Annotated in this window: 5 protein-coding genes and 1 pseudogene; 3 read left to right on the forward strand and 3 right to left on the reverse strand. The window is 74.6% G+C overall.

The window, feature by feature from the left end; all coding sequences use genetic code 11:
- Window positions 1-72 precede the first annotated feature (72 nt).
- The 3 genes from ACWDYF_RS31305 (at window position 73) to ACWDYF_RS31315 (ending at window position 2846) form a co-directional block, all read left to right on the forward strand.
- Window positions 73-915: a DUF4097 family beta strand repeat-containing protein gene (locus ACWDYF_RS31305; protein WP_389471271.1), complete on the forward strand. Its 843-nt coding sequence runs from the start codon at window positions 73-75 to the stop codon at window positions 913-915.
- A 120-nt stretch (window positions 916-1035) separates the two neighbouring features.
- Entirely contained in the window at window positions 1036-2055 is a 1020-nt protein-coding gene (locus ACWDYF_RS31310) for an ATP-binding cassette domain-containing protein (protein ID WP_389471268.1), read from the forward strand.
- Complete coding sequence (locus tag ACWDYF_RS31315; protein WP_381741711.1) at window positions 2052-2846, forward strand: ABC transporter permease; 795 nt, start codon at window positions 2052-2054, stop codon at window positions 2844-2846. The genes ACWDYF_RS31310 and ACWDYF_RS31315 overlap by 4 nt, the downstream gene beginning before the upstream one ends.
- Before the next feature lie 120 nt (window positions 2847-2966).
- Here the strand turns inward: ACWDYF_RS31315 and ACWDYF_RS31320 are convergent, their stop codons facing one another.
- From ACWDYF_RS31320 to ACWDYF_RS31330, 3 genes and pseudogenes are all read right to left on the reverse strand, one after another.
- The gene (locus ACWDYF_RS31320) at window positions 2967-3719 is read right to left on the reverse strand and encodes a thioesterase II family protein (protein ID WP_381741709.1); all 753 of its coding nucleotides are present in this window, start codon (window positions 3717-3719) and stop codon (window positions 2967-2969) included.
- A 58-nt stretch (window positions 3720-3777) separates the two neighbouring features.
- Window positions 3778-5115 (reverse strand): annotated as a pseudogene (locus ACWDYF_RS31325) (type I polyketide synthase); the annotation flags it as partial.
- A gap of 105 nt (window positions 5116-5220) precedes the next feature.
- The gene (locus ACWDYF_RS31330; protein ID WP_389471264.1) at window positions 5221-21447 is read right to left on the reverse strand and encodes an SDR family NAD(P)-dependent oxidoreductase; all 16227 of its coding nucleotides are present in this window, start codon (window positions 21445-21447) and stop codon (window positions 5221-5223) included.
- Window positions 21448-21558: the final 111 nt, after the last annotated feature.

Consider the following 21558-nt stretch of genomic DNA (forward strand, 5'->3'; position numbering starts at 1 on the left):
CCGCAGCTCACTTCACCCACACCGCGTCCCACCTGCGAGGACGCCCCGAAGATCCAAGAGGACGGTACAGCCATGCCTACGTTCGAGACCCCCGGACCGATCGCCGTGACCGCCCATGTGGGCGCCGGTTCCGTCCAGTTCACCGCGGGGGAGCGCACCGACACGGCCGTCTCGGTGCGCCCCGGCGACCCGAAGCGGGACAAGGACGTACGGGCCGCCGAGCAGACCGAGGTGACGTACGCCAACGGCACGCTGACCATCAGGACCAAGCAGCGCGCCTTCATCGGACCCACCGGCACGGTCGGAGTGACGGTGGAACTGCCCGCCGGTTCGGACCTCGACGTGACCGGCTCCTGGATCCAGGTGCTCGGGGAGGGCCGGTTCGGCGAGGTGCGGGTCAAGACGTCGGTCGGCGACGTCCGCCTCGACACGACCGGGCCGCTCCAGCTGACCACCTCGCACGGCTCGGCCACCGTGGACCGGATCGAGGGCACGGCCGAGATCACCAGCAGCTCCGGCAGCGTGCGCGTCGGCCTCGTCGAGGGTCCCGCTGTCCTGAAGAACTCGCACGGCACCACGACCGTCGAGGCCGCGACCGGCGAGCTGCGGGTGAGCGGCGCCAACGGCGACATCGAGATCCGGCGCGCCGAGGGGCCGCTCACCGCCACCACCGCGCACGGGAATCTGCGGGTGGGCGAAGTGGTGCGGGGCAGTGTGCGGTTGGAGACCTCCTACGGTGCCATCGAGGTCGGTGTCCGCGAGGGCACGGCCGCCTGGCTCGACGCCCACTCGGACTCCGGGCAGGTGCGCAACCGGCTCGCCGCGTCCGACGCCCCGGCGGAGACCGAGGAGACCGTCGAGATCCACGCCCGCACCCGCTACGGCAGCATCGACGTCCTGCGCGCCCGGCCCTGACCCGGCGGCCCGGCCCTGACCCTGAAGCCGTACGGCCCTGCCCCCGAAGCCGTACCGCCCTGACCCGGCGGCCCCAGGCCGTACGAACCCGTCCTTCTCAGCCTCTGAACGGAGGGCTCCATGCCTTCTTCTGTCATGCCCATGTCCATATCTGCCTCCGCGCCGCCCGCCGTCTCGGCCGCCGGCCTGCGCAAGGCGTACGGCGACAAGACCGTCCTGGACGGTATCGATCTGCGCATCCCGGCCGGTTCCGTGTTCGCGCTGCTCGGACCCAACGGCGCCGGCAAGACCACCACCGTGAAGATCCTCACCACGCTCATCACCGCCGACGGCGGACAGGCCCAGGTCGCGGGCCACGACATCGCCGGTTCGCCGGACGGGGTGCGCGCCGCGATCGGTGTCACCGGGCAGTTCTCCGCCGTCGACGGGCTGATCACCGGCGAGGAGAACATGCTCCTCATGGCGGACCTGCACCACCTGCCCCGGCGCGAGGGACGGCGCGTCGCCGCCGAGCTGCTGGAGCGGTTCGGCCTCGCCGACGCCGCGAAGAAGCCCGCGCAGAGCTACTCCGGCGGGATGAAGCGCCGTCTCGACATCGCCATGACCCTCGTCGGCGGCCCCCGGGTCATCTTCCTCGACGAACCCACCACCGGCCTGGACCCGCGCAGCCGGCACACCATGTGGCAGATCATCCGCGAACTCGTCGCGGGCGGCACCACCGTCTTCCTCACCACCCAGTACCTGGAGGAGGCCGACGAACTCGCCGACCGCATCGCGGTTCTGAACGACGGGAAGATCGCCGCCGAGGGCACCGCCGAGGAGCTGAAACGGATCGTCCCCGGCGGTCACGTACGACTGCGCTTCCTCGACCCGGCCGCGTACCGCGCCGCCGCCCCGGCCCTCACCGAGGCCACCGGCGCCACCGGCGACGACGAGGCCCTCACGCTCCAGATCCCCAGCGACGGCAGCCAGCGCGCGCTGCGCGACCTGCTCGCCCGGCTCGACGCGGCCGGTGTCGAGGCGGACGAGCTGACCGTGCACACCCCCGACCTCGACGACGTGTTCTTCGCCCTGACCGGCTCCGCCGTGCCGTCGCCGGTGCCGGGCCGGCCCGCCCAGTCCCAGGAGGACGCCCGATGAGCAGCTCCCTGACCCTTGCCGTGCGCGACTCGTCCACGATGCTGCGGCGCAATCTGCTGCACGCCCGGCGCTACCCGTCCATGACGCTGAACCTGCTGCTCACCCCGGTGATGCTGCTCCTGCTCTTCGTCTACATCTTCGGCGACGTGATGGCCGCGGGACTCGGGGACGGCGGGGCCGACCGGTCCGCCTACCTGACCTACCTGGTGCCGGGCATCCTGATGCTGACCATCGGCGGCACCACCATCGGCAGCGCGGTGTCGGTGTCGATGGACATGACCGAGGGCATCATCGCCCGCTTCCGCACCATGGCCGTCCACCGCGGCTCGGTGCTCATAGGGCACGTCGTCAGCAGCGTGATCCAGTGTGTGCTGAGCGTGGTCCTCGTCGGCGCCGTCGCGGTGGCCATCGGCTTCCGCGCCCCGCACGCCGGTGTCCTGGACTGGGTCCTCGCGGTCGGACTGCTGGCCCTGGTCTCCCTGGCGCTCACCTGGATCGCCGTCGGCATGGGCCTGGTCAGCCCGAACGCGGAGGCGGCCAGCAACAACGCGCTGCCGCTGATGGTCCTGCCGCTGCTCTCCAGCGCCTTCGTGCCGGTCGACGCGATGCCGGGCTGGTTCCAGCCGATCGCCCGCTACCAGCCGTTCACCCCGGCCATCGAGACGCTGCGCGGCCTGCTGGAGGGCACCGGCACCGGGAACAACGGCTGGATCGCCGTCGCCTGGTGCGTGGGCCTCGCGGTGCTCGGCTACCGCTGGGCGAAGACGGTGTACGACCGCGACCCGAAGTGAGCGCGGACGCCCCCCCCGAGGACCGGACCGGAACCGGGACTGGAACCGGGACCGGAACGGGACGTGCCCGCCCCGACCGCGCGAGCGGTCCGGGCGGGCACGTCCGTGCGCCGGAGCCGGTCACTTCATGTGGTCCTTCAGGGCCGCGATCACCTGGGCGGCCTGCGAGTTGAGGTAGAAGTGCCCGCCGGGGAACACCTTCAGGTCGAAGGGACCGGAGGTGTGCTCACCCCAGGCGCGCGCCTCGTCCAGGGTGACCTGCGGGTCGTCGTCGCCGGTGAGGGCGGCGACCGGGCAGGACAGCTTCGTCCCGCCCGTCCAGCGGTACGTCTCGGCGGCCCGGTAGTCGGCGCGGACCGCGGGCAGGATCATGCGCAGCACCTCCGGGTCCCCGAGCACCTGGGTGTCGGTGCCGCTGAGCCGGGTGATGTCCGCGATCAGACCGTTGTCGTCCTTCAGGTGCACCCGCTCGTCCCGTGCGGTCGACGGCGCCCGCCGCCCCGAGGCGAACAGGCCGTGCAGCACCGTGCCGCGCGCCTCCAGCCGGGAGGCGACCTCGAAGGCCAGGGAGGCGCCCATGCTGTGCCCGAAGAAGGTGACCGGCCGGTCGGCGCACCACGGCGCCAGCTCGTCCACCAGGATGTCCGCCAGCGCCGGGATGCTGTCGACGCACGGCTCGTGCCGCCGGTCCTGGCGGCCCGGGTACTGGATCGCCAGCACGTCCGCGTGCGGGGCGAGGGTGCGGGAGACCGGGAAGTAGAAGGAGGCGGAGCCCCCCGCGTGCGGGAAGCACACCAGGCGGTGCGCGGCCTGCGGAGCGGGATGGAAGCGCCGTATCCACGCGCCGGTCTCGACAGTTGCCTCGGTGGTCACGTCAGGCTCCACTTCTGTTTCTGTGTCGTGCCACTTGCCTGACGGTACGTCAGGCAGCGGGTGCTTCCTCAAGGATCACATGGGCGTTGGTGCCGCTGATGCCGAACGAGGAGACTCCGCCCCGGCGCGGCCTGCCGGTCTCCGGCCACGGCTGCGCCTCGGTGAGCAGCCGCACATGCCCGGCCTCCCAGTCGACCTGCGGCGTCGGCCGGTCGACACCGAGGGTCCGCGGCAGCAGCCCGTGCCGCAGCGACAGCACCATCTTGATGACGGAGGCCACACCGGCGGCGGCCTGGGTGTGCCCCAGGTTGGACTTGACCGAACCCAGCCACAGCGGCCGGTCGGCGGGCCGGGCCCGCCCGTAGGAGGCGAGCAGCGCCTGCGCCTCGATCGGGTCGCCCAGCTTGGTCGCCGTGCCGTGCGCGTCGACCGCGTCGACGTCGTCGGGCCGCAGCCCGGCGCTGTCCAGCGCCTGCCGGATCACCCGCTGCTGCGCGGGCCCGTTGGGCGCGGTCAGACCGCTGGACGCGCCGTCCTGGTTGAGCGCGGAGGAACGGATCACCGCCAGGATGCGCCGCCCGTTGCGCCGCGCGTCCGACAGCCGCTCCAGCAGGATCATGCCGGAGCCCTCGCCCCAGCCCGTGCCGTCCGCCGCCTCGGCGAAGGACCGGCACCGGCCGTCCCGGGACAGCCCGCGCTGCTTGGTGAAGTACTGGAAGGTCTCCGGGGTGACCATCACCGTCACCCCGCCCGCCAGCGCCAGCGAGCACTCACCGGACCGCAGCGCCTGGCTCGCCAGGTGCAGCGCGACCAGCGACGACGAGCAGGCCGTGTCCACGGTCACCGCCGGACCCTCCAGGCCCAGCGTGAACGCGATCCGCCCGCTGATCAGACTGCCGCCGGTGCTCGCGCCCTCGTACTCGTGGTACATCAGCCCGGTGAACACCCCGGTCCTGCTGCCCTTCAGGGACAGCGGGTCGATCCGCGCGTTCTCGACGGTCTCCCACGCCGTCTCCAGCAACTGCCGCTGCTGCGGGTCCATCTCCAGCGCCTCACGGGGCGAGATGCCGAACAGCTCGGCGTCGAACCCCGCCGCGTCCGCGAGGAACGCCCCGTGCCGGGTGATGCTCCGGCCGGGCGCGCCGTCCTCCGGGTCGTACAGACCCTCGACGTCCCAGCCCCGGTCGCCGGGGAACTCGGTGACGCCGTCGCGTTCCTCGACGAGCATCCGCCACAGGTCCTCGGGGCACTCCACCCCGCCGGCGAACCGGCAGGCCATGCCCACGATCGCGATCGGCTCGGCCTGGCGGCCCGCCAGCCGCTCGTTCTCCGTGCGCAGCCGCTCGTTCTCCATCAGCGAGGCGCGCAGCGCCTCGACGATCTCGTTGGTGTCCACGTGGCTCGGGGCCTTCCCCTCGGTCCTCGTTCCTCGTACCTCGTACCTGGTAACTCGGCGTGCCCGGCGGCCCGGTGACCCTCGCGGTTCACCGGGCCGCCGCCCTCACTCCGACGACCTCGCGGCGAGCGCGGCCCGCACGAGATCGTCGATGCCCATGTCGGCGATGGCGCCGCCCGCCGGGGCGGACTCCCCGGCCGCGGGCGCGGCCTGCTCGTCCTCGGCCACCGGCGGTGCCAGCTCCGTGAGCAGGAACTCCGCCAGCGTCTCCGGGTTCGGGTAGTCGAACATCATCGTCGCGGGCAGCCGCAGCCCGGTCGCCGCGCCGAGCTGGTTGCGCAGCTCGATCGCGGCCAGCGAGTCCAGGCCCAGTTCGGTGAAGCCGCGCCGCATGTCGATGGCGTCCGGGTCGTCGTGCCGCACCGCGGCCACCTGCTCGCGTACGACGTCCAGCAGGATCTGCACCTGGTCCTCGCGGGCCAGCCCGGTCAGCCGCTGCTCCAGGGACTCCGTCTCCGGCGCCCCGCCCTCATCCGTGGTGAGGGGCTCGGTGCCGGTGGCCGCGGCCCGCGTCGTACGCGTCCGGACCGGGCCCGCGAGCTCGCTGAGCGCCGCGGGCACCGGGCCCGAGGCGGCCAGCGCGGCGGCGTCGAGACGCAGCGGGACGAGCGCGGTGTGCCCGGTGGCCAGCGCCGCGTCGAACAGGGCGAGCCCGTCGCGCGGGGACAGGGCCGGGGTGCCCAGGCGGCGCTGCCGCTCGAACACCGCCGGGTCGAGCCGCGCCCCCATGCCGTCGCCCTCCCACAGGTGCCAGGCCAGGGAGACGGCGGGCAGGCCCGCGCTCCGCCGGTGCTGGGCCAGCGCGTCCAGGAACACGTTGGCCGCCGCGTAGTTGGCCTGTCCGGCGTTGTCCAGGAAGCCGGTGGTCGACGAGAACAGCACGAACGCCCGGAGCTGCGGCGCCCGTTCGGCGGTCAGCTCGTGCAGGTGCCAGGCCGCGTCCGCCTTCGGCGCGAGCACCGCGTCGAAGCGCCGCGGCGTCAGCGAGGCGATCAGCCCGTCGTCCACCAGACCGGCCGCGTGCACCACCGCGGTGAGCGGGTGCGCCGGGTCGACGGCGTCCAGCAGGTCGCCGAGCGCCTGCCGGTCGGCGACGTCGCAGGCGGCGAGGGTCACCTCGGCGCCCAGCGCGGCGAGTTCGGCCGACAGTTCGGCGGCGCCCGGTGCGTCGGGTCCGCGCCGGCTGGTGAGGACGAGGTGGCGTACGCCGTGCTCGGTGGCGAGATGCCGGGCGACCAGGGCGCCCAGACCACCGGTGCCGCCGGTGATCAGGACCGTGCCCTCGCCGTCCCACGGCGCGGCCTCGTCACCGGCCGTGGCCGGACGCAGCCGCGGCACCAGCAACGTGCCCGCGCGCAGCGCCAGTTCCGGGGCGCCGGAGGCCACCGCGGCGGACAGCGCCGCCTCGGACTCCGGGGTGCCGTCCAGGTCGGCCAGGACCAGCCGCCCGGGGTGCTCGGCCTGCGCCGCCCGGACCAGACCCCACACCGGGGCCTGCGCCACGTCCACCCGCTCCTCGCCGTCCGCCGCGCACACCGCGCCACGGGTCGCCACGACCAGCGCCGACCCGGCGAACCGGTCCTCGGCCAGCCAGCCCTGCACCGCCGCGAGCACATCGTGCACCACCGCGTGCGCACCGGCGGCGGCGTCCCCGGTGACCTCCGCACCGGCCGGGACGGCCTCGGCCACCCGCAGCAGCGCGTACGGGGGCACGGCGCCGCCCTGATCGCCCGCCGGGGCGCCCAGCACCTCGTCCAGGGCGGGAAGTCCGGCGCCGGAACCGGCGCGAGCGGCCGGGCCGGGCAGCCAGCCGAAGCGGTACAGGTCCTCGGCGGGTGCGGCGAGCTGTTCGCGCGCCACGGGCCGGGACACCAGCCGCTCCACCGTGGCCACCGGACGTCCGTGCGCGTCCGCGATCCGCAGCTCGGTGACCTCGTCACCGCCGACCCGGCGCAGCAGCACGCGCAGCGCACCGGCCCCGGAGGCGTGCAGGCTCACCCCGCTCCACACGAACGGCAGCAGCGTCGACTCCGCGTCGTCGAGCAGGTCGACATGGCTCGCCGCGTCCAGGAGCGCCGGGTGCAGCCCGTAGCGCAGGGCGTCGGCGCGGGCCTCCTCGGGCAGCTCGACCTCGGCGTACACGTCGTCGCCGTGCCGCCAGGCCGACTTGAGGCCCTGGAAGACGGGACCGTAGTGGTAGCCCCGCCCGGCCAGCCGCTCGTACACGCCCTCCAGCGGCAGCGGTACCGCCTCCGCGGGCGGCCAGGCGGTCAGGTCGAAGCCGGGCGCCGGGGCCGCGGTGGTCAGCGTGCCCTCCGCGTGCCGCACCCAGGCGGCCTGCGTGTCCTCCGGCCGGGTGTGGACCGTCACGGTACGGCGGCCCGTCGCGTCCGGCGCGCCCAGCACGACCTGGAGGGCCAGCGCCTCCCGGCCGGGCAGGGTCAGCGGGGCCTGGAGGGTCAGCTCCTCCAGATGCGGGGTGCCGGTCTCGTCGCCCGCCCGGACGGCGAGTTCGACGAGTCCGGTACCGGGCAGCAGCACCGTGCCCAGCACGTCGTGGTCGGCCAGCCACGGGTGGGTGGCGACGGACAGCCGGCCCGTGAGGACGACGGAGCCGTCCGGCAGGTCGATCGCCGCGCTCAGCAGCGGGTGCCCGGTCGCGGACTGCCCGTGCCCGGCCGCGCCCGTGGCCGCCGCGCCCGCCTCCGGCTGCGGCGCCTCCAGCCAGAAGTGCCGCTTCTCGAAGGCGTACGTCGGCAGGTCCACCCGCCGGGCACCGGTGCCCGCGAAGTGCGCCGCCCAGTCGACGCGGCGGCCCGTGGCGTACAGCACGCCCAGCGCGGCGACGAGTTCGCGCTCCTCGCCCCGGTCGCGCCGCTGCGCCGCGATGTACGTGGCGTCGTCGTGCGTGGCCGGTCCGAGGGCGGTCAGGACGGCGTCCGGGCCGATCTCCAGGAAGACCGACGTCCCGGTCCGCGCGAGCTGGGCGAGGGCGTCCGTCAGCCGGACCGGCTTGCGGATGTGCTCGGTCCAGTAGGCGGCGCTGGTGAGTTCCTCGGTGACGGACTCGCCGGTGACGGTCGAGACGAAGGGGATACGGGGACGCTCGTAGGTGAGCGACTCCGCGACCGCCCGGAACTCCTCCAGCACCGGCTCCATGAGCGGGGAGTGGAAGGCGTGGCTGACGGTGAGCTGCTTGGTCTTGCGGCCCTGGGCGGCGAAGTGGTCCGCGATGGCGCGTACTTCGGCCTCGGCGCCCGAGATGACCGTGGACTGGGGGGAGTTGAGGGCGGCGATCCCGGCCTGGCCGGTCAGGTGCGGCTGGAGCTCGTCCTCGGTGGCCTGTACGGCGATCATGGCGCCGCCTGCCGGGAGGGCCTGCATGAGCCGTCCGCGTGCGGTGACCAGCCGTGCCGCGTCCTCCAGGGAGAAGACCCCGGCGACGTGCGCGGCGGCGATCTCACCGATGGAGTGCCCGGCGAGATAGTCGGGGGTCACGCCCCACGACTCCACGAGCCGGTAGAGGGCGACCTCGAAGGCGAACAGGGCGGGCTGCGTGTACTGCGTCTGGTTGAGCAGGTCGGCGTCCTCGCCCCACATCACCTCCCGCAACGGCCGGTCCAGGTGCGCGTCCACGGCCGCGAGCACGGCACCGAGCGCCCGCGCGAACACCGGATAGGTGTCCGCCAGCTCCCGGCCCATGCCGATCCGCTGGGCGCCCTGTCCGGTGAACAGGAAGGCCAGGGGAGCATCGGCGCGGTCGGGGCCGGTGACGACCGAGGGGGAGGGGGCGCCCTCCGCCAGGGCGGTCAGGGCGCGCAGCGCCTCGTCGGTGCCGGACGCCAGGACCGCCACGCGGTGGTCGAGGGCGGCGCGGGTGGTGGCCAGCGAGTGGGCCACGTCGAACAGGGCCGGGCGGTCGGCCGCCGCGAACAGCTCCTTCAGCCGTGCGGCCTGGGCGGGCAGGCTCCGGGCGTCCTTGGCCGACAGCGGCAGCACCGCCGTACGGTCCGCGTCCGACCCGGCCGCCGGAGCGGACGCCTCGGCCGGCGTGGTCTGCTGTCCGGCCGGCTGCGGGGCCTGCTCGACGATGACGTGCGCGTTGGTGCCGCTGAGGCCGAAGGACGACACCGCTGCCCGGCGCGGCCGGTCCGTCTCGGGCCAGTCGCGGGCCTCGGTCAGCAGCCGGACGGAACCGGCCGACCAGTCGACCTTGGGCGAGGGCTCGTCCACGTGCAGGGTCTTCGGCATGACGCCCGCACGGACCGCCATCACCGCCTTGATGACCCCGCTGATGCCCGAAGCGGCCTGCGCGTGACCGATGTTGGACTTGATCGAGCCCAGCCACACCGGCCGGTCCTCGGGCCGGTCCTGGCCGTAGGTGGCCAGCAGCGCCTGCGCCTCGATCGGGTCACCGAGGGTGGTGCCGGTGCCGTGGCCCTCGACCAGGTCCACGTCCTGCGTGGTCAGTCCGGCCGCCGCCAGCGCGCGCTGGATCACGCGCTGCTGGGACGGTCCGTTGGGCGCGGTCAGGCCGTTGCTCGCGCCGTCCTGGTTGGTGGCGCTGGAGCGGATCACGGCGAGCACGGGGTGACCGTTGCGCTCGGCCTCCGACAGCCGCTCCACCAGCAGCAGGCCCACACCCTCCGACCAGCCGGTGCCGTCCGCGGCCGCCGAGAACGCCTTGCAGCGTCCGTCGGCCGCGAGCCCGCGCTGCTGGCTGAAGTCGACGAAGATCTCCGGCGTCGGCATGACGGTCACACCGCCGGCCAGCGCCATCGTGACCTCGCCCTGCCGCAGCGCCTGGCAGGCCATGTGCAGGGAGACCAGCGAGGAGGAGCAGGCGGTGTCGACGGTCACCGCGGGTCCTTCCAGGCCCAGGGTGTAGGCGACGCGGCCCGAGGCGATGCTGCCCGCGCTGCCGTTGCCCAGGTAGGGGGAGAGCTCGTCCGGTGCGGAGCCGTGCAGGGTGCCGTAGTCGTGGTACATCACGCCGACGTACACACCGGTCTGGCTGCCGCGCAGCGACGACGGGTCGATGCCGGCCCGCTCGACGGCCTCCCAGGAGGCTTCGAGCAGCAGCCGCTGCTGCGGGTCCATCGCCACGGCCTCGCGCGGCATGATCCCGAAGAACTCCGGGTCGAACTCGGCGGCGTCGTGCAGGAATCCGCCCTGGACCGTGTAGGTCCTGCCGGGCGTGCCGGGCTCCGGGTCGTAGATGCCCTCGGGGTCCCAGCCGCGGTCGGCCGGGAAGCCGGTCACCGCGTCGCGGCCCTCGGCGACCAGCCGCCACAGGTCCTCGGCGGAGCGGACCCCGCCGGGGAAGCGGCAGGCGATGCCGACCACGGCGATGGGCTCGTCGGCCGCCGCGGCGGTGCGCGGCGCGGCCTGCGCCGGTGCGGGTGCGGCGGTGCCGGAGATCTTCTCCTTGATCAGCGCGGCCACCGCGCGGGCACTGGGGTGGTCGAAGACGAGCGTGGCGGGCAGCCGCAGTCCGGTGGCCGCGTTGAGGTTGTTGCGCAGCTCGACGGCGGCCAGCGAGTCGAAGCCCAGCTCCCGGAACGCCTTCTCCGGGCCGACCGACTCGATGCCGCTGTGCCCGAGCACGGACGCCACCTCGCGGCGGACCAGCTCCAGCAGGGCCCGGTCGCGCTCGGCGTCGTTCAGACCGGCCAGGCGCTGGGCCAGCGCGCCGGTCTCCTCGGCCGCCGCCGCCTGAGCCGTGCGGCGCCCGGCGCCGCGGGCCATGCCGCGCAGCAGCGCGGGCGGCTCGTCGGTGCGCGAGCGCAGGGCCGTACGGTCCACCCGGACCGGGACGAGCAGCGGCTCGCCGCTCGCCAGGGCCGCGTCGAACAGGGCCAGGCCCTCGGCGGTCTCCAGCGCGGGCATGCCCAGCCGCCGCATCCGGTCCAGGTCGGAGTCGGCCAGCGGACCGCCGAGTCCGGTGTCGACCGCCCACATGCCGAACGCGAGGGCGGTGGCCGGGAGTCCGGCGGTACGGCGGTGGTGGGCGAGGGCGTCCAGGAAGACGTTGGCCGCCGCGTAGTTGGCCTGTCCGGCCGCGAGGACCAGGCCGCCCGCCGAGGAGAAGAGCACGAACGCCTTGAGCCCGGGGGCCCGTTCGGCGGTCAGCTCGTGCAGGTGCCAGGCGGCGTCGGCCTTCGGGCCGTACACCTTCCCGGTCTGCTCCTCGGTGAGCGTGGCGACCAGACCGCTGTCCACCACGGCCGCCGCGTGGACGACTCCGGTGAGCGGGTGGGCGGGGTCGATGCCGTCGAGCAGGTCGGTGAGGGCTTGGCGGTCGGTGGCGTCGCAGGCGGCGAGGGTGATGTGGGCGCCGAGTGCGGTGAGTTCGGCGGCGAGTTCGGTGGCGCCGGGGGCGTCGGGTCCGCGTCGGCTGGTGAGGATCAGGTGGCGTACGCCGTGTTCGGTGGTGAGGTGGCGGGCGACGAGGGCGCCCAGGCCGCCGGTGCCGCCGGTGATCAGGACGGTGCCCGCACCGTCCCACGGCGACTCGGCGGCGTCCGAAGTCCCGGCGGAAGCCGTGCCGGAACCGGTGGCGGGCACCAGCCGGGGCACGGACAGCGCGCCCTCGCGCAGGGCCGCCTCCGGCTCCCCGGAGACGGCGGCCGCGGCCAGCGCCGCAGCCGACGGCTCGGTGCCGTCGGTGTCCAGCAGGGCGAACCGGCCGGGGTTCTCCGCCTCGGCGGCCCGCACCAGACCCCACACCGGGGCCTGCGTCAGGTCCACCGCGTCCCGTGGGTCGGCGGCGACCGCGCCGCCGGTCACCACGGCCAGCCGGGAACCGGCGAACCGGTCGTCGGCCAGCCAGGCGCGGACGGTCTCCAGGACCGACGACGTCACCGCGCGCACCGCGCCCGGCAGGTCGCCGTCGGCACCGGAACGGGTACCGGCACCGGCCACCGGAGCGAGCACCACGTCCGGCACCGGCCGGCGGCCCGCCTCCACGGCGGCACCCAGCGCGGCCAGATCCGCGAACTCCGGTACCAGACCGGTCGGATCGGCCGTTCCCGCCAGCCGTACGACACCCGAGGCCGGGGCCTGCGGGAGCGGCAGCGCGCTCCAGCCGATCCGGAACAGCGCGTCCGGACGGCCCGGCCGGGACGCCTCCAGCTGCTCGCTCGCGACCGGCCGGGAGATCAGCTCGTCCACCGTGGCCACCGGACGGCCCGTGCCGTCGGCGACCCACATCGCGGACACCTCGTCGCCGCGCACCCGGCGCAGCAGCACCCGCAGTTCGGTCGCGCCGTTCGCGTGCAGCGTCACCCCGTTCCAGGAGAACGGCAGCAGCGTCTCGCCCGATGCCTCGCCGTGCTCGTCGACGAGGTCGCCGTGCATCGCCGCGTCCAGCAGCGCCGGGTGGAGCCCGAAGCGCAGCGCGTCCGCGTGGGCGCTCTCGGGCAGGGACACCTCGGCGTAGATGTCGTCGCCGTCGCGCCACACCGCCTTGAGGCCCTGGAAGACGGGACCGTAGTGGTAGCCCCGGCCCACCAGCCGCTCGTAGACGTTCTCCAGCGGCAGCGCGGTGGCCCCGGCGGGCGGCCACACGCTGTGGTCGAAGGCGGGCGCGTCGGCGGCGGCCGTCAGCGTGCCGGTCGCGTGCCGGGTCCAGGCGGAGTGCCCGTCCTCGGGCCGGGTGTGCAGGGCGACGGTACGGCGGCCCGTCGCGTCCGGGGCGCCCAGGACGACCTGGAGGGCCAGCGCGCCGCGCTCGGGCAGCGTCAGCGGGGCCTGGAGGGTCAGTTCCTCCAGGTGCGGGGTGCCCGCCTCGTCGCCCGCGCGGATCGCGAGCTCGACGAGCCCGGTGCCCGGCAGCAGCACCGTGCCCAGTACGTCGTGGTCGGCCAGCCACGGGTGGGTGGCGACGGACAGCCGGCCCGTGAGCACGAGCCCGTCCGAGTCCGGCGACGGCACCACGGCGCTGAGGACCGGGTGGTCCACCGGAGTGAGCCCGGCCGAACCGACGTCGCCCACCGGGGCGGTCGGGTCCAGCCAGTAGCGTTCCCGCTGGAAGGCGTAGGTCGGCAGGTCCAGCCGCGCACCGTCGCGCTCCCCGAAGAACGCGGCCCGGTCCACGGCGGCACCCCGCGCGTACACCCGCCCGACACCCCGCACCAGCTCCAGCGCCTCGCCCTGTGCCCGGCGCTGGGCCGGGACGAACACGGCGTCCTCGGTCACGGCAGGACCGAGTGCGGTGAGGACGGCGTCGGGGCCGATCTCCAGGTGGGTGGCGGCGGGCAGCCGGGTCAGCGCGTCGGTGAGGCGGACGGGCTTGCGGATGTGCTCGGTCCAGTAGGCGGGGGTGGTGAGTTCGTCGGTGACGACGTCTCCGGTGACCGTGGAGACGAAGGCGATCCGCGGGCGCTCGTAGGTGAGGGATTCCGCGACCGCCCGGAAGTCGTCCAGCACCGGCTCCATGAGGGGGGAGTGGAAGGCGTGGCTGACGGCGAGCTGCTTCGTCTTGCGGCCCTGGGCGGCGAAGTGGTCCGCGATGGCGCGTACTTCGGCCTCGGCGCCCGAGATCACCGTGGACTGGGGGGAGTTGAGGGCGGCGATCCCGACCTGGTCCGTCAGGTGCGGCAGGATCTCGTCCTCGGTGGCCTGTACGGCGATCATGGCGCCGCCTGCCGGGAGGCTCTGCATGAGCCGTCCCCGGGCGGTGACCAGCTTGGCGGCGTCCTCCAGCGAGAACACCCCCGCCACATGTGCGGCGGCGATCTCACCGATGGAGTGACCGGCTAGGTAGTCAGGGGTCACGCCCCACGACTCGACCAGCCGGTACAGCGCGACCTCGAAGGCGAACAGGGCGGGCTGCGTGTACTGCGTCTGGTTGAGCAGGTCCGCGTCCTCGCCCCACATCACCTCCCGCAACGGCCGCTCCAAGTGGGCTTCCACGGTGGCCAGTACGGCGTCCAGGGCCTGGGCGAACACCGGATAGGTGCCCGCCAGCTCCTGGCCCATGCCGAGCCGCTGGGCGCCCTGCCCGGTGAACAGGAACGCCAGTTTGCCTCCGGCGGCCTCCTCGATGTCCTTGCCGGTGGTGGCGATGCGGTCCAGGGCGTCGGCCAGTTCGGCGCGGTCGGTGCCCGCGGCGACGGCGCGGTGGTCGAGGGCGGCGCGGGTGGTGGCGAGGGCGCTCGCCGCCGTGGTCAGCTCGCCCTCGGCGAGGGTGTCCAGGAACGCCCGCAGCCGGGCGGCCTGGGCGCGGACGGCCTGCGGGGTGCGGCCGTTGACCGGCCAGGCGACGACCGGGGCCTCCTCGGGCGTCTCGTCCGGGACGGAGGCGGAGTCGGCGGGCGGCTGCTCGATGATGACGTGCGCGTTGGTGCCGCTGATGCCGAACGAGGAGACACCCGCGCGGCGGGCGCGCCCGGTCTCGGGCCAGGCCCGGGACTCGGTGAGCAGCGCGACGGCGCCCGCCTCCCAGTCGACCTGCGGCGACGGCTCGTCCACGTGCAGGGTCTCGGGCAGGACGCCCTCCCGCATCGCCATGACGACCTTGATGATGCCCGCGACACCGGCGGCGGCCTGGGTGTGGCCCAGGTTGGACTTGATCGAGCCGAGCCACAGCGGCTCGCCGTCGGCGCGGTGCTGCCCGTAGGTGGCGAGCAGCGCCTGTGCCTCGATCGGGTCGCCGAGGGTGGTGCCGGTGCCGTGCGCCTCGACGGTGTCGACGTCCGCGGGGGACAGTCCGGCCGAGGCGAGGGCCTGTTCGATGACCCGCTGCTGGGAGGGGCCGTTGGGCGCGGTGAGGCCGTTGCTGGCGCCGTCCTGGTTGACGGCCGAGCCGCGTACCACCGCGAGGACGCGGTGGCCGTTGGCACGGGCGTCGGAGAGGCGCTCCAGGACGAGCATGCCCGCGCCCTCGCCCCAGCCGGTGCCGTCGGCGGCGGCGGCGAAGGACTTGCAGCGGCCGTCCGAGGCGAGGCCCCGCTGACGGCTCATGTCGATGAAGGTGTCCGGGGTGGCCATGACGGTCACACCGCCGGCCAGCGCGAGGGAGCACTCGCCCGCCCGCAGGGCCTGCGCGGCCCAGTGCAGGGCGACCAGGCTGGAGGAGCAGGCGGTGTCGACGGTCACCGCGGGCCCTTCCAGGCCCAGGGTGTAGGAGACGCGTCCGGAGACGACGCTGGCCAGGCTGCCGTTGCCCAGGTACCCGGCGACCTCGTCGGGGACGCGGTCGCCCAGGCGGGTGCCCCAGTCGTGGTACATGACGCCCGCGAAGACACCGGTGCTGGTGCCGCGCGCGGACAGCGGGTCGATGCCGGCCCGCTCCAGGGCCTCCCAGGAGGTCTCCAGCAGCAGCCGCTGCTGCGGGTCCATGGCCTGTGCCTCGCGCGGGCTGATCCCGAAGAACTCCGGGTCGAAGTCGGCCGCGTCGTACAGGAAGCCGCCTTCGCGGGTGGAGCTCTTGCCGGAGATGCCGGGCTTGGGATCGTAGAGCGCGTCGACGTCCCAGCCGCGGTCGGACGGGAACAGGGAGATGCCGTCGCGGCCCTCGGCGACCAGGTCCCACAGCTCCTCGGGGGTGGTGACACCGCCCGGGTAGCGGCAGCTCATGCCGACGATGACGATCGGGTCGTCGTCGGCGGCGGCCGTGGCGGGCACGGGCGCGGCCGCCACGGCCGCCGGGGTCTGCTCGGCCGGGACCAGCTTGGCGCCGATGTGCTCGGCGAGCGCCCTCGGGGTCGGGTAGTCGAAGACGAGGGTGGCGGTGAGCCGCAGTCCGGTGGCGGCGTTGATGCTGTTGCGCAGCTCCACGGCGGCCAGCGAGTCGAAGCCGCTCTCGCTGAACGCGCGGCCCGGGTCGACCGCGTCGGCGCCGTCGTGGCCGAGGACCGAGGCGACGTGGGTGCGGACCAGGTCCAGCAGGGCGGCGGCGCGGTCGTCGGAGGAGAGGTTCGCGAGCTGGCCGGCGAGCGAGTCGGCGACGGAGACCGTACCGGCGCCCGCGGCGGGCGCGGTGGCCGCCGCGCGGCGGGCGGGCCGGGCCGGGGCGAGCGCGCTCAGCACCGCCGGGACACCGTCCGAACGGTCCTGGAGCGCACGGGAGTTGACCCGTACGGGGACCAGGTGCGGGGCGTCCAGGCGCAGCGAGGCGTCCAGGAAGGCCAGGTTCTCGGCGGCCGACAGGGGTTCCAGGCCCAGCTTGGCGATGCGCTGGAGGGCGGCGGCGTCGAGGGCGGCGCCCATGCCCGCGTCGCCGGTCCACAGGCCCCAGGACAGGGCGGTGGCCGGGAGTCCGGTGGCGCGGCGGTGGTGGGCGAGGGCGTCCAGGAAGACGTTGGCCGCCGCGTAGTTGCCCTGCCCGGCGCCGTCGAGGAATCCGGCGGTGGACGAGTACAGCACGAACGCCTTGAGCCCGGGGGCCCGTTCGGCGGTCAGCTCGTGCAGGTGCCAGGCGGCGTCGGCCTTCGGGGCGAGGACCGCGTCGATCCGCTCGGGGGTGAGCGCCGGGATCAGCCCGTCGTCGACGATGCCGGCGGCGTGGACGACTCCGGTGAGCGGGTGGGCCGGGTCGATGCCGTCGAGCAGGTCGGTGAGGGCTTGGCGGTCGGTGGCGTCGCAGGCGGCGAGGGTGATGTGGGCGCCGAGTGCGGTGAGTTCGGCGGCGAGTTCGGTGGCGCCGGGGGCGTCGGGTCCGCGTCGGCTGGTGAGGATCAGGTGGCGTACGCCGTGTTCGGTGGTGAGGTGGCGGGCGACGAGGGCGCCCAGGCCGCCGGTGCCGCCGGTGACGAGCACGGTGCCCTCGTCGTCCCACGGCGTGTCCAGCTCGGGGAGGTCGGCGGCGGGGGCGAGTCTCGGCACACGTATCTCGCCCGCGCGGATCGCGAGCTCGGGCTCGCCGGTGGCGAGGGCGGCGGGCAGCAGGCCGCGGGCGGAGTCGTCGTCGAGGTCGACGAGGACGATCCGGCCGGGGTTCTCCGCCTGGGCGGCCCGGACCAGGCCCCAGACCGGGGCCTGTGCCAGGTCGGGCAGTTCACCGGTGGCGGCGGGCACCGCGCGGCGGGTGACGAACACCAGGCGGCCGTCGGCGTCGGGGTCGGCGAGATAGGTGTGCAGCCGCTCCAGCACCTCGCCGGTGGCGGTGCGTACGGCGGTGAGCGGGTCCTGTCCGGCCGGTGCGGTGACCTCGACCACGGTCGCGTCGGAGGCGTCGGCCGCCGCCGGGACGGGCAGGGTCGTCCACTGCACGCGCAGCGGGGTGCCCGCGCCGCCCTGGGCGGCGCGCAACTGCTCGGTGTCGACCGGGCGCAGCACGAAGGAGCCGATGCGTGCGACGGGCGCGCCGGACGGGTCGGCGACGGACAGGGACACCGCGTCGGTGCCGTGTGCGGCGATCCGCACTCGGACGGCGGAGGCGCCGGAGGAGTACAGGGACACACCGGTCCACGCGAACGGCAGCCGGGTGGTGTCCGCCACGGGCTCGGGCGAGGCGAAGTCGGTGGCGTGCAGGGCGGCGTCGAGCAGCGCCGGGTGCAGTCCGAAGGCGCCCGCCTGCGCGGCGGTCTCGCCGGGCAGCGCGACCTCGGCGTACACCTCGCCGCCGGCCCGCCACACGGCGCGCAGCCCGTGGAAGGCCGGTCCGTAGCCGTAGCCCTGGGCGGCCATCTGCGGGTACAGGCCGCTGATGTCGACGCTCTCGGCGCCGGCCGGCGGCCACTGGGTCATGCCGAAGTCGGCGGCGTCGGCGGCGGGTTCGGCGGAGGCGGCGAGCACACCGGTGGCGTGCCGCGTCCACTCGGTGTCCTCGGGGGCGTCCTCGGGCCGGGAGAAGAAGTCGACGGAGCGGCAGCCCCGCGCGTCGGCGGCGCCCACCACGACCTGGAGGGCGACGCCCCCGGAGGGCGGCAGCACCAGCGGTGCCTGGAGGGTCAGTTCCTCCACGAGGTCGCAGCCGACCTCGTCACCGGCCCGTACGGACAGCTCGACGAAGGCGGTGCCGGGCAGCAGTGCCACCCCGGCGATCAGATGGTCGGCGAGCCACGGGTGGGTGCGCAGCGACAGCCGCCCGGTGAGCACGACCCCGCCGCCCGCACCGGCCAGCCGGACCACCGAGCCGAGCAGCGGGTGCCCGGCGGCGAGCTGGCCGAGTCCGGCCGGATCACTCCCGCCCTCGGGCGCGTTCAGCCAGAAGTGGCGGCGCTGGAAGGCGTACGTGGGAAGCTGGACGCGGCGCGCGCCGCGGCCCGCGTAGCAGGCGCCGAAGTCGACGGCGGTGCCGCAGGTGTGCAACAGGGCGACGGCGGACAGCAGTTCGCGCTGCTCGTCGCGGTCGCGGCGCAGCGCGGACACGAAGGTGGCGCCGGGCCGCGTCACGCACTCCTGGCCCATCGCGGACAGCACGGCGTCCGGACCGAGTTCGAGGAAGCAGGTGACGCCCGCCTCCTCCAGGAAGCGGATGCCGTCGGCGAAGCGGACCGCCTCGCGTACGTGCTCCACCCAGTACTCCGGGGAGCACAGCTGCTCGGCGGTGGCCAGGGTGCCGGTGACGTTGGAGACGACCGGGATCCGCGGCGCCTTGTACGTCATCACCTGGGCGACGCGCCGGAACTCGGTGAGCATCGGCTCCATCAGCGGCGAGTGGAAGGCGTGGCTCACCCGCAGCCGCTTGGTCTTGCGGCCCTGCTCGGCCAGGCGGGCGGCGACGGCCAGGGCGCGTTCCTCGTCGCCGGAGATCACCACGGAGGAGGGCCCGTTGAGGGCGGCGACGCCGACCAGGCCGGTGTGCTCGGCCAGCAGCGGCAGCACCTCGTCCTCGGTGGCCTGTACGGCGATCATGGCGCCGCCCGCGGGCAGTTCCTGCATCAGCCGGCCGCGCGCGGCCACCAGGGTCGCCGCGTCCTCCAGGCTGAACACACCGGCCGCGTGCGCGGCGGCGATCTCGCCGATGGAGTGCCCGGCGAGGTAGTCGGGGGCGATGCCCCAGGACTCGACGAGCCGGAACAGGGCGACCTCGACGGCGAACAGCGCGCACTGCGCGTACCGCGTCCGGTGCAGCAGCTCGGCCTCGGGGGTGCCCTCGGCGGCGAACAGCACGTCCCACAGGGAGACGTCGAGCTGGAGGTCGAGGTGGCCGATGGCGTCTTCCATGGCCTTGGCGAAGACCGGGTGGGCGCGGTACAGCTCGCGGCCCATGGCCAGGCGCTGGCTGCCCTGCCCGGTGAACAGGAACGCCAGCCGCCCGGACGTAGCGCTCGCGCCCTCGGGGTCGGCGAACAGTCCGGGCGCCGAGTGCCCCTCGGCCACGGCGCGCAGCGCGCGTTCGAACTCGGCGCGGTCCGCGGCCAGCGCCACCGCGCGGTGTGACAGCGAGGCGCGGGTGGTGGCCAGCGAGTGGCCGATGTCGGCGAGGGGCACCTCGGGCCGCTCGGCGAGGAACGTCAGCATCCGCTCGGCCTGGGCGCGCAGCGCGGCGCCGCCGCGGGCGGAGATCACCAGCGGCAGCGGTCCGGTGGCCGTGCCGTCCGCGCCGTCCGTGCTGCCTGTGCCGTCTGTGCTGTCCGTGTCGCAGGCCGGCGGGTCGAGGAGGTCGTCCTCGTCGTCGGCGGGCGGCTCCTCCAGGATGACGTGCGCGTTGGTGCCGCTGATGCCGAAGGCGGAGACGCCCGCGCGGCGCGGCCGGTCCGCGTCGTGCTCCCAGGCGCGGGCCTCGGTCAGCAGCTCGACGTTCCCGGCGTCCCAGCGGATGTGCGGGCTGGGCGCGTCCACGTGCAGGGTGCGGGGCAGCACCCCGTGCCGCATCGCCATGATCATCTTGATCATGCTGGCCGCGCCGCCCGCCGCCTGGGTGTGCCCCAGGTTGGACTTGACCGAGCCCAGCCACAGCGGCTTGTCCTCCGGCCGGCCCTGCCCGTACGTGGCGATGATGGCCTGCGCCTCGATCGGGTCGCCCAGCCGGGTGCCGGTGCCGTGCGCGTCGACCGCGTCGACGTCCGCCGAGGCCAGGCCCGCGTTGGCCAGCGCCTGCCGGATCAGCCGCTGCTGGGAGATGCCGCTGGGCGCGGTCAGGCCGTTGCTCGCGCCGTCCTGGTTGACGGACGTGCCGCGGACCACCGCGTACACGGTGTGCCCGTGCCGCCGCGCGTCCGACAGCCGCTCCACGACCAGCAGGCCGATGCCCTCGGAGAAGCCGGTGCCGTCGGCGGCGTTGGCGAACGCCTTGACCCGGCCGTCGGCGGCCAGGCCCTGCTGACGGCTGAAGGAGGTGAAGATGCCCGGGGAGCCCATCACGGTGACGCCGCCGATCAGGGCGAGCGTGCACTCGCCGCTGCGCAGCGCCTGCGCCGCCAGGTGCAGCGAGACCACCGCTCCGGAGCAGGCGGTGTCCAGCGTCATCGCCGGACCCTCGAGACCGAGGGTGTACGAGACACGGCCGGAGGCGACGCTCGGCGCGTTGCCGATCATCAGATAGCCGTCCAGGCCCTCGGGGGCCTCGTGCGCCTTGACGCCGTACTCGTGGACCTCGGCGCCGATGAACACACCGGTGCGGCTGCCGCGCAGCGAGTCGGGGGCGATGCCGGTGTTCTCCAGCGCCTCCCACACCGTCTCCAGCATCAGCCGCTGCTGCGGGTCCATGGCCAGCGCCTCGCGCGGGCTGATCCCGAAGAAGTCCGCGTCGAACCGGGTGGCCTCGGCGAGGAAACCGCCCTTGTTCACATAGCTCTTGCGGGGCGCGGACGGATCCGGGTCGTAGAGGTTGTCCACGTCCCAGCCGCGGTCGGTGGGGAAGTCGCCGAGCACGTCGCGGCCCTCGTCGACCAGCCGCCACAGGTCCTCGGGGCTCTCCACCCCGCCCGGGAAGCGGCAGGCCATGCCGACCACGACGATCGGGTCGCTGTCGTCGGCCGCCGCGGCGGCCACCGGCTCCGGCACGAACACGTCCGGCTCCACCCCGAGCAGTTCACCGCGCAGGAACGCGGCGAGCGCGGCCGGCGTCGGGTGGTCGAAGGCGACGGTGGGCGGCAGGCTCAGGCCCGTGACGGCGTTCACCCGCAGCTGGAGCGTGGACAGGCCCAGCGAGTCCAGGCCCTGCTCCTTGAACGGCAGGTCCGGGCGGACCGACGCCGGCGGCTCCGGGTGGACCGAGCGCAGCACCGCGAGGGCCTGAGCGCTCACCAGGTCCAGCAGCACGCGCGTCTGTTCGGCGGCCGGCAGGCTCTCCAGCCGGTTCACCAGTGCGGACCGGGTTGCCAGTGCGTCGTCCGGTCCGTGCTGGGCATCAGAAACATGGCTTCCGGACCCACTCATCTGCACACTCCACACCTGATCACTGTTGCCACAGCCAGAAATTGGGAACAACCCGAGAAAAGGTCCCGGATTTGTGACTCTAGGTCGGGCCGCGAAACGGCCACACCCCTA

The organism is Streptomyces sp. NPDC003284, assembly GCF_053589675.1.

Excerpts from the sequence above, each read along its gene's own strand:
- ACWDYF_RS31305 (WP_389471271.1), top strand. The coding sequence starts at position 73 with ATGCCTACGTTCGAGACCCCCGGACCGATCGCCGTGACCGCCCATGTG.
- ACWDYF_RS31310 (WP_389471268.1), top strand. The coding sequence starts at position 1,036 with ATGCCTTCTTCTGTCATGCCCATGTCCATATCTGCCTCCGCGCCGCCC.
- ACWDYF_RS31315 (WP_381741711.1), top strand. The coding sequence starts at position 2,052 with ATGAGCAGCTCCCTGACCCTTGCCGTGCGCGACTCGTCCACGATGCTG.
- ACWDYF_RS31330 (WP_389471264.1), bottom strand. The coding sequence starts at position 21,447 with ATGAGTGGGTCCGGAAGCCATGTTTCTGATGCCCAGCACGGACCGGAC.